14 protein-coding genes and 1 pseudogene are annotated in these 11,776 nt (G+C 38.8%); 11 read left to right on the top strand and 4 right to left on the bottom strand.

Annotated elements, in window-relative coordinates:
* Positions 1–306: IS110 family transposase (locus AC58VC_RS38255; protein WP_497376695.1), on the bottom strand; the 306-nt coding region annotated here is incomplete at its 3' end.
* Positions 307–616: 310 nt separating this feature from the next.
* Between AC58VC_RS38255 and AC58VC_RS38250 the strand changes: the two genes are divergently transcribed.
* The 7 genes from AC58VC_RS38250 (at position 617) to AC58VC_RS38220 (ending at position 4,768) form a co-directional block, all read left to right on the top strand.
* Positions 617–865 (top strand): hypothetical protein, encoded by a 249-nt coding sequence (locus tag AC58VC_RS38250; protein WP_497376694.1) that lies wholly within the window; start codon positions 617–619, stop codon positions 863–865.
* A gap of 96 nt (positions 866–961) precedes the next feature.
* Positions 962–1,654 (top strand): hypothetical protein, encoded by a 693-nt coding sequence (locus tag AC58VC_RS38245; protein WP_497376692.1) that lies wholly within the window; start codon positions 962–964, stop codon positions 1,652–1,654.
* A gap of 217 nt (positions 1,655–1,871) precedes the next feature.
* Positions 1,872–2,183, top strand: a complete 312-nt coding sequence (locus tag AC58VC_RS38240; protein WP_497376691.1) for a hypothetical protein — start codon at positions 1,872–1,874, stop codon at positions 2,181–2,183.
* A 209-nt stretch (positions 2,184–2,392) separates the two neighbouring features.
* Positions 2,393–2,986, top strand: coding sequence for a histidine phosphatase family protein (locus AC58VC_RS38235; protein ID WP_497376689.1), 594 nt, complete (start codon positions 2,393–2,395; stop codon positions 2,984–2,986).
* A 163-nt stretch (positions 2,987–3,149) separates the two neighbouring features.
* Positions 3,150–3,545 (top strand): nucleoside 2-deoxyribosyltransferase, encoded by a 396-nt coding sequence (locus AC58VC_RS38230; RefSeq protein ID WP_497376688.1) that lies wholly within the window; start codon positions 3,150–3,152, stop codon positions 3,543–3,545.
* A gap of 136 nt (positions 3,546–3,681) precedes the next feature.
* The gene (locus AC58VC_RS38225; RefSeq protein ID WP_497376687.1) at positions 3,682–4,251 is read left to right on the top strand and encodes a GNAT family N-acetyltransferase; all 570 of its coding nucleotides are present in this window, start codon (positions 3,682–3,684) and stop codon (positions 4,249–4,251) included.
* Between the two features lie 244 nt (positions 4,252–4,495).
* Entirely contained in the window at positions 4,496–4,768 is a 273-nt protein-coding gene (locus AC58VC_RS38220; protein ID WP_497376686.1) for a YjcN family protein, read from the top strand.
* Between the two features lie 623 nt (positions 4,769–5,391).
* Here AC58VC_RS38220 and AC58VC_RS38215 read toward each other — a convergent pair.
* From AC58VC_RS38215 to AC58VC_RS38205, 3 genes are all read right to left on the bottom strand, one after another.
* A complete protein-coding gene (locus tag AC58VC_RS38215; RefSeq protein ID WP_497376685.1) occupies positions 5,392–6,006 on the bottom strand; it encodes a DJ-1/PfpI family protein in 615 nt (204 codons plus the stop codon).
* A gap of 586 nt (positions 6,007–6,592) precedes the next feature.
* The gene (locus AC58VC_RS38210) at positions 6,593–7,198 is read right to left on the bottom strand and encodes a VC0807 family protein (protein WP_497376684.1); all 606 of its coding nucleotides are present in this window, start codon (positions 7,196–7,198) and stop codon (positions 6,593–6,595) included.
* Positions 7,191–7,550, bottom strand: a complete 360-nt coding sequence (locus tag AC58VC_RS38205) for a carotenoid oxygenase family protein (RefSeq protein WP_497376683.1) — start codon at positions 7,548–7,550, stop codon at positions 7,191–7,193. Before AC58VC_RS38205 ends, AC58VC_RS38210 begins: the two co-directional genes overlap by 8 nt.
* 778 nt (positions 7,551–8,328) lie before the next feature.
* Here AC58VC_RS38205 and AC58VC_RS38200 point away from each other — a divergent pair.
* From AC58VC_RS38200 to AC58VC_RS38185, 4 genes and pseudogenes are all read left to right on the top strand, one after another.
* Positions 8,329–8,532 (top strand): hypothetical protein, encoded by a 204-nt coding sequence (locus AC58VC_RS38200; protein WP_497376682.1) that lies wholly within the window; start codon positions 8,329–8,331, stop codon positions 8,530–8,532.
* 238 nt (positions 8,533–8,770) lie between these two features.
* Positions 8,771–9,097 (top strand): hypothetical protein, encoded by a 327-nt coding sequence (locus AC58VC_RS38195; RefSeq protein WP_497376681.1) that lies wholly within the window; start codon positions 8,771–8,773, stop codon positions 9,095–9,097.
* 638 nt (positions 9,098–9,735) lie between these two features.
* Positions 9,736–9,900: pseudogene (locus AC58VC_RS38190) on the top strand (small acid-soluble spore protein H); the annotation flags it as partial.
* Positions 9,901–10,357: 457 nt separating this feature from the next.
* Positions 10,358–11,254, top strand: coding sequence for a hypothetical protein (locus AC58VC_RS38185; protein ID WP_497376679.1), 897 nt, complete (start codon positions 10,358–10,360; stop codon positions 11,252–11,254).
* Positions 11,255–11,776: the final 522 nt, after the last annotated feature.

Here is an 11,776-nt window from a genome sequence, read left to right as displayed (position 1 = left end):
TACTTTACGTAAGCTCGAAGATTTTTTAGATTGATAAGACAGAATAGGGTTAACAACAATGTACAAGTAGTTCTGATCATCTAAAAACTGTGTGACTGGAGCATTGTAATGGCCCGTAGCCTCTAGAATAACCATTGGTTTTTGTCCAGTCATGGCTTCGAGATCCTTTAAAAGCTGATGGAAAAGCTGCAATCCCTCTTGTGTGTGAATGATCGTAAAGCTCTTGCCGCAGGGCTTTCCTTTATCCAAGAAGGCCTGACCCTGACTTTCTCCTTTTGCAATATCCAGTCCAATTACTGGATTCATACTTCAATCCCTCCTAATACTGAATTTGCCGGCAGCCCCTAGTCCTTCTCGCAGTGTCATAGCTTCGCTTGTTATTCGAGATCGTTGTCTCAACCAGCCTCAAACATGTTTCTACAAGTAGGGGGTGAACAGTTTAGCTGACGGGATCACGGTCCCACGGGCAGTGACGTTCGACCCCGGCTACCGTTACTAAACCTCTTAAATGCAAAGAGGTCAACCAGTAAAAACTGGCTGACTTCATAATACGAAGGGCAGATTAATGCAATTTTATGTGATAATCTGGGGGAAATAGAAAGAACGGAGTGAGGCCTTGGATAAAGATGTTATTTGGGGAATTTTTGTTTCTGAAGATATTAAACGTTTTCCAAACTTCTTTCCCATCGGTTTATACGCGACTCGTGAAAAGGCAGTCGAAGTAATTCAAGGGTTACCAAAAGACGTTAATTATGATTTGCTCAAGCTGCCTTTGAACCTCAATTTTGCGTATTTTCATAAGAAAACCGGTAAGTTGGTAGGTATGGATGGTATTTACCACGAGCACTTTCATTTTAATGGGTAAACATGAAAGTGACTGAACTAACGGAAACGATATATAGTTCAATTAAAACATGACGGCAGCCGGCACCGATAGGCTGTGTTAAGTGAGGAGGGAAATATGTTTTCCTGGATAAAAGAAATCCACAAAGAAGATATTTTCGGAAATGACGATGAAAACGCAATACCAATCCATGTGCCTTTTAATATTGAAAAGTTGGATGCTAAAGATTCTATTAATAATATGTCTGTCTTTGCTCAATTTCTTAATGCATCCAGTGTCCTGTTGCCGGGGAATACGTCCGTCCAACTAGGGATTGAGAATGAAGAAGTCCATAATTTGATTCTAAAGGAATTGGTTCCTCACTATGAAAAAGTAAAAGTTGTATTAATTGATAATCGGATAAATACCATAATGATGGAACAGTTGAAAAATGACTCTGTAGAGATATTTAGATCTTTGGAGAAAAGTGGGGAACTGTCTCCTTTAATAATGGACTTTTATCGAAGTAGCGATAGGAACTTGCTTGGTCCTCATAAGAAGAGAAGAACCTGCAGGTATTTTAATGTGCTACTTGATAAATTGAAGGCAATAAACTTAACTGGAACAGATTCTCTGAGGAAATGGATCGAAGATGGATATATACAACCGAATGAAAGATTAGCTTTATCACCTACTGGATGGGTATTAGAGGACGAATTACAAAAGTCAGTCTCGCTTCGCTTCTTTGCATCATTTTGCCCTAGTCTTCTTTTAGTAGTAGATGCAGATGATATGAAAATAGTTGGTCTTGATATCTTAAAAAACAAATGAAATCATTCAACTAATGAAGAACTGAGAGTTCAATAACTTCAGAACGAAGTTGCCGGCTGATTGACTCCAGCAGATGGGTAAAAAACAAACGGTTGAGATAATTATTGAGCTAACGGAAACGATAGCTCAACCGACTACAGACTGCCGATATTAACAACTAAACTCCGAGGGACTGACGAGAAATAATTAATAAAATAAAGTGAGGGATGTTTAAGAAATGTATTGCCCTTATTGCAAAGAAGCACTGAAAGTTAATAATGAAGAGTTATATTGCAAAGCTGGAGATAGTTATTTTTCAAAGCATATGGAAAATGTTTTTAATGTAGCAATAGATAATTCTAAAGAAGTTAAAGTACGGATACCAAAAGTTGAAAATAGTGAAGCAGGAAGATACTTTTGTGTGAATTGTGGAAGCAAAATGATGAAAATTGAATCTATGCTTGAAGTTTGTACATGTTGTGGATTCGAAATAAACAAACGCACGTTCTATGAGATTATTGAATTTAATCCCCATTGTTCATTCAGGTAAAAGAACATTGTAAAAATGAAATTATACTTATTGAAGTAATAAGGAACATATTATGGAGGAGACTGCATCGCGGCTGCTCCTCTTTTTTCATTCAAGTAACGGGCAGGTTAGTTCCAATATGTGGTAATATAAATACTTGTAGTATAGGTATCTCTTTGAAGTTACAGAATCTGTTGATTCGAACATCAATTAAAGAAGGGGAGAAAAAAATGACCACTATATGTTTGGTTAGACATGGGGAAACGGATTGGAATTCAATAGGAAGGTTACAAGGTAGGACTGATATTCCTTTAAATAATAAAGGGCTTTTACAGGCTGAGGAATGTGGTGATTATTTTAAGGACTCCCTCTGGGATTTGTTAATAACTAGTCCGCTTAAAAGAGCAATACAAACTGCAGAATCAATACAACGGAAAATTAGTGTTCCATTAGTGGTAATGGAACACTTCATTGAGAGGAATTATGGAGATGCAGAAGGTATGACATTGCATGAAAGACTTACTGCATTTCCTGATAGAAGTTATCCAAATCAAGAAAGTAAATCGACATTAGGCAACAGGGTGTTGTTAGGTATCAATGAAATTAATCAAGTGCATAAAGGGAAAAAGATTATAATTGTGGCTCATGGAGGAGTTATAAATAGTATTCTAGCTTCCTTATCCAATGAAGAGATAGGTTCAGGAAAGACAGAATTAATCAATGCTTGCGTAAGCAATATTTATTTCGAACAAGGACAATGGCAGATAAAAGATTTTAATCAAGTATTACATCTGTCTGAATATGGCCAAAAGGAAAGAATTTAATTTCTCTTGTAAGGTTGTTTATTAAACTAACGCAGAACTTAATAGGGATCGCCGGCTGCTGCGCAGTTTGAAATGTCCCCATTTTATCAAAGCAAGGTCAGGATACTTCCAAAATGCGTTTAAAATATATAACATGTTTAGAAGACTGAAGTAGGGGGAACGTATGAAATTTTACATAGCGTCCAGTCTCAAAAACATAGAAAATGTGCGGCAAGTCGCTGAGAATTTGAAAATTCGTGGTTTTCATCAGACGTACGATTGGACAACACATTCGAACATAGATTCCATCACTAAACTCCGTAAAATTGGCCAAGACGAACTTTCAGGGGTTTTGGCTGCAGATGTAGTAATTGTAATGATTCCGGCAGGGAAAGGGAGTCATGTTGAGTTAGGAATTGCTCTGGGAGCAGGAAAGAAAGTTTATTTATACTCATCAACAAATGAACTGAATGAAGTCGGAAACACATGTACGTTTTATCATGTAGATTCAGTTGAACAGAGGATTGGCTCCTTAGATTACTTGGTAAAATCAGTATGTTTGGAATACCAACATCATTAAGCTATCGAGGAACGATAGTTGAACCATAACTGGGAGCAGAACCTTCGGTGCTGCTCTTTGTTCCATTGATATAATTGAAGATTAGCTCAAAAAAGTTGTAATAAAATATAAAATAAACGATTTGGAGGAGGAGACAATGTTTATACATAAAATTGATGAGGACTTATCTTTAAAACTAATAGAATTAAGGGATGGAGAGGGGATATTTGAATTAACAAATAATTCAAGAGGTTATCTAAGAGAATGGCTTCCTTGGCTTGATGCTACAATACAACTTGAAGATACAATAGATTTTATCAAAATATGTCTAAAAGGTTTCGCTGAAAATAAGAGCTTGAATACAGTTATATTATTTAAAGGGAAAATTGTTGGAGTTGCAGGCTACAATAGTATAAATTGGTCAAACAAAACTGCATATATAGGATATTGGCTTGGAGAAGAATTTCAAGGGAATGGAATTATGACCAGGGTGGCTAGTGCATTAACCGATTATGCAATTAGTGAGTTAAACCTAAATAAAGTTGAAATTAGAGCTGCGGTAGGGAATAAGAAAAGTAGGAGTATTCCCGAAAGATTAAAATTTGTAAATGAAGGATGCATTAGGCAAGCAGAATGGTTATATGACCACTATGTAGACCACATTGTTTATGGAATTTTGGCAGAAGAATGGAACAAAAATAGCCAGCCTTTATTCAACTATAGGTGATAGCTCAAAGATACAACTAATAGAGGTTGCCGGCATGATCGGCAGCTTCCATTACGTTAACGGGCAGCATTATTCAATAAGTGGGCTAAGCCAATTTAGAGGGAGGATTTACAAATTTATGGTAAAATAGTTCTGAGGTGAACCTTAATGTTTACAATTCATGCTTAACGTCATTTTAAATAGACATTAAATGGTTTCCTCTCGGTGATCCTTTTATTAATACTAAAACATGGAGTTGATAATGGTGAGCAAAAAAGAGCGTGTAATTTACATAACAATTTTAGGGATAGTAATACTATTTCTCTTTTTTCCTTCTCCTACAGCAAATATTGAAGTAAGAAAACACATTTTACTTACTGGGCATCCAATACTCGCTGTTACAACTGAATTGAAAAATCAAGGAAAAAGGGGATCCGAAGGAAACTTGTTCTATGCTAGTGATCTAAGTTCCAGTTATATTTATGTTAAAAAAACAAGATTAGGATGGATTGCCGATAAATCAGGGTCAGGTCCTTAATTAAACTGACGGATAACGTTAGTTCAATGACAACAGCGGCAGTCTAAGACTTTATTTTTCAAGTCTTGGTCCGCCGCTGTTTCTTTTATTGGATCAGTCTAAAACTTATTCTCTAAAAGCTGACGATTCTTCAATTCAAAAACCGCGGTAATTCAACGATTCCAGTCTAACACTTTATTTTCACCGAACATAAATTTCGGAAGGCGGGTACAGTCTCCTTTTCCAAAGCAGAAAGGCCCCGATTTTCCATTTTACCTTTCCGTCGAAGTGAACTTCGTCCAAGAAAGAAGAAAATGGATTTCAGGGCCTTTTTTGCGTGTTTGGCGATGTATCATAGACTGACATGCACTCAAAATTGGGTGTTTTGTGTATATCTCTTGTTATTGCACTATCGATCCCTATTTTCTCTTTAGTGATGCATACGCGATTATAGCGATTCCAACTAGAAGAAAAATGGGAATTTGATTCCAAGCAGGTCCGTATATGGTAATTTATCATTTTATTAACGAATTTGTTTTTTTTAAAGATTAATCTTATTATTAAGACGACAATTAAGACAACAAACCCAAAGCTCATTTTATAATGCAATGCTGAAATTTCATTACGAATGCTTCAATTTCTTATCAATTGTTCACTTCATCAACTCCTTTCCAATCATACTCCATCACTTTGGCTGTATTCCATGCTCTCTTATGTCCCAGCAGCTTGCTGACTACATACAAAGACATATCAATGCCCGCAGATACGCCAGCGGAAAGGATGATTTTGCCGTTGTCAATGTACCTTGCATCCTCTATGATTTCGGCAAATGCGGGGGCAACTTCTTTCAATTCGTTGATAGCCAGGCGATTGGTTGTAAGCCTCAATCCATCTAGCAAATTCGCTTTGGCTAACAACAAGGCTCCTGTACAAACGGACAAGACGAGTTCAGCATGATGCGATACTTCGCGAATCCAGTTTGTGATAACTTCGTTATGCATTTCTTTTCTTGTTCCCCACCCTCCGGGGATAATTACAATGTCCGGCTTGGGACAATTATGAATAGTAAAAGTTGGATTGATGCTAAGATAGCCTGTCGCGTGAATCGGGAGGTCATGTTCTGCCACTGTGTACACTTTGAAGTCTTTTCCTCTGTCACTTCCTGCAATAAAGACTTCGAAAGGTCCTGCAAAATCCAATACTTCGACGTGATCGAAAATCAAGATGGCTACATTTCTTTCTTGCTTTGTCTCATTCATACAATCATCTCTCCCTATTTTTTTTCGCGCCAATCGTACCCAATAGCAATGTATCTATACATCCGATGCCGATTTCGCTCGAATCGGACGTCATGATGCTTGGACCTGCAATCCGTTCCTAAATATAATAAAAATTTTAGCCAACTATGAGATGGGATCACTTGGTGCCGCTGCCCGACTTCAATCCATGTTTTCGCCAACTTTAGCGGATTTTCTCTATGGCGGGAATTCCCTTTTGGCTTAACAAAGAAATAAAAATTAAGTTGGCGACATTACCACTGCTCAATAAGTTGTGCAATCGTCGTCGAATGCGCATGGTCCCCTTTTTTGGGACATGGAATTGGAGACGGCTTCAAAGAAGCTTTGATTTGCTTCTTCCGTCCCGAGTTCCAAGATCATCGCGAACAATTCGTCTTTACTCTTAACGTAATGGTATATAGCCTTTGGTTAAACCGTTCTGATCGGCGATTTCTTGCAAAATGGTGTTGCGGCACCCTTTTTCCAAAATCAACTTCTTGGCAATGTCAAAAATCAGTTGAAGACTCGGTGAATGGTCTTTGCTTGCATATGGTCACCTCTGCTGTTTTTACAGGTTATAGAATCGTTCCTTCGTCTGTTTGCTAAATTTCACGTTCCAAAAAATAGTCATTCCCATCATGCCGTAACTGAGGATTGGGGAGACGGCCAGAAACATTGAAACCGGAAACGAATAAACGAGCAGCACTTTTACGGCGCATTCCAGCCCTAAAGTGATTCCCCAAACAAGCGTCATCAGGCGGAATTCATTACGAAATTCGGGCAATCGTTCCCACTTGTCGGCAATGTGGGGATTGTTTCCGGTAAACCGCATAGAGAAGTGATAAACTAAAGGTTTGGAAAAGAAAAGGGAACCTAAAAACAGACATCCCAAAATACCGGTAACGTAAGACTCTCTCAGTAAAATAAACCTCTCGTCTCCGCCGATGAGGACGGCAATCACGCCCATGATCATGCCGATAAATATAAAGCTAGAGAAAGCATCCACTTTCTTCGATGTAACCAGGCTGAACAATGTGTCACACAACGGAATCGCGGCGGCGACGGTGAGAGCTGTCAGGCTGCCGGTGTGCGGAACTAGCAGACGATAGGCCACATAAGGCAACACAATATTGATCAACAACGTGATAATAATTCCGGTTTTTGTTTTATGCATAGCTTTCACTTTCCTTCCCTAAAATTAATTCGTTCGTATATAAACCGTTAAATCCATAAGGAGTATGATGAGGAACTTCCGCTCTTCCAATTTCTTCGAACGTCTCGGCATTCAGGAACAAAAGATAAGAGCGGCCTGTGCTGCCGTTGAATACGACGGACAGAGTGGCCCGATCATCTTCCGAATTCGCCGCGGGAGACGAAGCGAATACCGACTCTCCTGGATATTGGACCTCTTGAGTCCAAATTTTCGTTATTCGTTTCTCGTAATCACTTTGATCAACTGATTTTGAAGTGTGGGTGAGCCGTTTTGTAATGCGCCGGTAAATCGTCGGAATAAGGAAGGTCGCCAACCGTATGCAAGGTGAAAGGATATGACATCCAGCTATTCCGTCGTGGCGACGAAGTGATAATTCATCTTGGTAATGCTGACGTTGGCGTTGTTTGCTTCACTCTTTAGCTGTAGCGGATGCATATCCCGAAGTCACGACACCTGTCTTCAAGACTTGTTCTTAGGAAACGATTCGATACGAGACTTTACCTTGGCGCAAGGGAAATTTATGAATTATCGCAAAACCATCAAACAGATGCACTCCCATAAATGCGCAAAACATTACTGCTTTATCAAGCATTCTGAACACTCCTTCGTTTTTTCTTATGTATTGATCTTACCAGAGCGCATCTTCACAGATCAGTGACCATCTTCATGAAAATGATTATGACAATTCTCACATTATTGGTGCCGGCACTGTGAGGATTGTCATCTTTCCAAACGAAAGGGTTTTTCTTCCCCACTCCTACCTTAACTGCGAAGAAACCTAAGAAGGAATTTATAAGCATCACCGAAAATTTAGCGAATAAATAATAATTAACTTAAAGTAAGTAATAAAATAGAATTAGTCCTTGTAGGTATGCCGGGTGCTAGTAAAAGCACTTTAGGTGTATTGCGATAGGCGACAAGAATATAGTAACATTCCCGACGTAGTCACATTACTCATTGAACTGTGTTTTAATTAAAGTAATGGTTAACTATAGTTCAATAAAGTAAATGACGGCAGCCGATGTCCGTTTGAAGTGCTTACTCAGTTTAATATCTAAATACTCCTATTTATTTCTAGAGGAAGTGAAGAAATGAAACTGCCTTATAGAGTTGGATATTTACTAACAGTATTCTGGTTTTTCTTTGTTGCTTATGGATTTATAAATTTTGATTCGGATCATGAAAGTAGTAAGATTGAATCTGTTTTGCTTTCTACTTTTGCAGGGCTAATTTTATTTCCAATTTATTTCATTAGCCTTTATGTTTATTACCGTTTATCCAAGAGAAAATCATGAATCAAGAACGCTCAAATCAATGACTCTAATTGGCCTAGAACAAAAGTCTTTGTCTCAATCAAGGATTGGATGGATCAAGTAATGATTCCTGATAGTGAGTAATTCAGCTACCGGAGAACGATAGCAAAATTACAAATAGGCTGCCAGCATCTGCGGCGGCCTATTGAAGTAATGTGTAATTCCTAATTATGGTAATATAAGAGCATGGAAATATTCTCTCGTTCTGGGGGGAGTAGAGATGGGATATTCAAAAAGTAGGTGGTCTTTTGTTCTTGGCAGTATAATAGTTGCCTCTATTGCTTTAGCGATTTTAAACAATCCTCCAGAAAATCCTGTTATAAGAACATTCGCATCCAGCAACGCTTTTGATGTAACCGATACACGTAGGCTTGTCGGATGGGCAGATAATGTATTTGTCGGGAAAGTGATAAAACAGGATGGAACTAAATCATTAGATAGCACGCCTGAAACTCAGTTTAAGGTGGAAGTGTCTGATAATATAAAGGGTAAATTGAATGGAATAGTAATCGTAAATCAACAAGGTGGATTTAAAAAAATGAATTAATTCTAATTGAAAATGATCAATTACTTCACGAAGGACAATCATATTTATTTGTAACCAAACATTCGAAGGAAGAGAATTGGAATACCGTAGTACCTGTTTACGGGGACATTCTAATTGCCAATAAAGAAGCAAAAATAGAACTAATTGAGAAATACACAACAGCTTATAAACATGAAATCCCATTTAATATGAGCAAGACATTAAACTAACGGTAAACGATAGTTTAGCGATACAGGAGCAGTTGCCGCTACGGCAATTGCTCTTTTTCATTACGATTGGGCAGTAGAGCGTGATGGTAACTAATACTGTATCACTGAAGGGCAGGATAATTTCAATCACTTCGCGAAATTTAAGAAGTTACCAAAATGAAAAACATAAAGGAAAGCGAGAGAGGCTATGAATGAATCGGCTTTTTGGTTAGGCGTTATCATCGTATGTTTAATCTTGATAGCCCTGTTTATTATTAAATATGGTTTCCCGACAGGCACCTCAATTAGCTTAACCCTAACAAGCGCTCAAATAAAAAATTATTTTTTAATAAAGCATTCATGCAAAGCATGTAATACAAGATTAAAAAGGATATCTCACAAAGAATATAAAGGAAAAGGATGGTCAAAATCATTAAATGAACCAGGGGAATATCCGCACAAGAGATTGCAGTTTCACCTACCATGGTTGATGTCACTTATAATGGGAAGCCAATCTACATTCAACATGTCGACGAAGAGAATGAAACCGCCAGAGTTTATCCTTTGGATCAACCAGAAAATGAGCAAAGCGTCCCTTTAAGCAGTTTAGTCGAGAGCTCTCAAATGTTAGATTTGGAAGACATTAAAATGGTATGCCCATCCCCTAAATAATTGAAAAGATGATATTAAATGCGTACCTATTGCAACCGAGAGTTCAATATCAACATGAGAAGGCAACGGACCAAATCGGATCCGTTGCCTTTCTCGACCCCTTTAAAATATAAACCTTAGACCCTCAGCCCGTTGCTGTGGGTCTCTTTTTTTTGCTACTCAACGAAAGGAAAGAATAATTCAATACTGATAGACCTAAAGTTGGAATACCAAAGTAAGGAACTGATTTTAATTGTTATGACTGCAGGCGCTTTTTACAGTGACCGGCTACTCCTAGGGGTCTAGCAACAGTTACGACTATAGTCCAGGAAAATTCTGGACTTGAGCAAGGTCTCGCTTCATCTTCCTCGTTGTACAATAAAAACATCAAATTCGAACGATATAAAAAGGAGAATTCACGATGGTTATTGAGGGAATGATGTGCACGGGTGAGAATACCAAGTTGTCAGTTAAGTTTTTTGAAGGAGAGAAATGGTTAGTACTTACTGGTCTTCTCGGCTTTCTACTTGCGGGGATATGTGCAGTGTGGGTATTGTTGTATGGAGGACATGTATCGCCTGATGGGAATGTCTCCAACGCATTCTCCTTTAATGCCGCACTGGGAATATTTCTACTTTCAACGGCAGCGATCGCGCCATTTTCCGCAATGGGTGTGAAAGGCAGAGCTTTTTTTCGATGGTCTTATATCCTACTGGCTCTTTATTCCTACTTTGCGGAAACCGTGCAAAATTTTCGCGGCGTCAACCCAAGGTTTGTGAAGAGTGGCATGGTCTTTGACAACATGGTCGGTGATATTTTCACTTTCGTAGCCCTGTTTTTGATTCTGTGCTACATGTTCTTAGGCATTCAATATTTCCTCAAAAAAGCGTACATGCGTCGCCCAGTGCTGGTTGTAGGTATCCGATATGCAATGATCGCTGTCATGTTCTCGTTTATGGCTGGTATTTGGATTTCCGTCAACAATGGCCGAATCGTCGGCGTTCACGGAAATATTATTGTTCTGCACGGCCTAGGCTTTCACGCGCTGCAAGCTTTACCGATTGTCGCTTGGCTATCTGACCGTACTTCATTTACTGCAAATGCTCGCAGTAGATGGACTCATTTAACAGGTATCACCTATTTACTCGGTTTAATTGCAATTGGCTGGCAGACATATCTTGGCCACAGTATCTTCGAATGGTCTATACTCTCGCTTCTCATCTGCTGCTGTTTCTTGATCTCATTAGCGACAGGAGTGCAAGTGCTGCGTAAAATGGACTCAAATCGCGAAACCCTTCAAGTCATCAAAAAAATCTAGCGAGTAGAGTACCGATTACATTTTTTCAGTTCAAAAAGAACAATCATGAATCAATGAGCGATTTAGAATGTCCGAACCAGCAAAATAGAAAGATAAATCAAATGAAAGATAAAAAGGCATACACCCCTGGCATATTCCACGAAATATCTATCATGTTTCCGAGCAACCACATGAAATTGCATATGCCAAACATCTTGGAAAAATCGTATGGCTCTCCGAAGTGCAAAAACTACAAATAAATGAAATTTTAATTAGACGAAACTATACGAGGGAATAACATGGTACACACTAACGAAAATCGTTAGTTCAACCCATCATGGAGCAGTTTGCCCGGCGGCAGCTGCTCTTTTTGTCATTAAGCTATCGGGCAGTGCGCGCCTAGCCAAGCTAGGCACAACTTACTGATGCAAGTTCAGTCGGGGTAAGGTCCAAGCCGCCCCGTAGCTAGCAGGCAGACGTCGGCGAAATCCGGCGGCTGAAGCCCTGTGAAAAGTCGCGCTTTGCGCGATGAAGCAAATCTGC

This window comes from Paenibacillus sp. J22R67, assembly GCF_059692175.1.
Note: the sequence above shows the minus strand (reverse complement) of the source record. Positions and strands in the feature narration are given on the sequence as shown.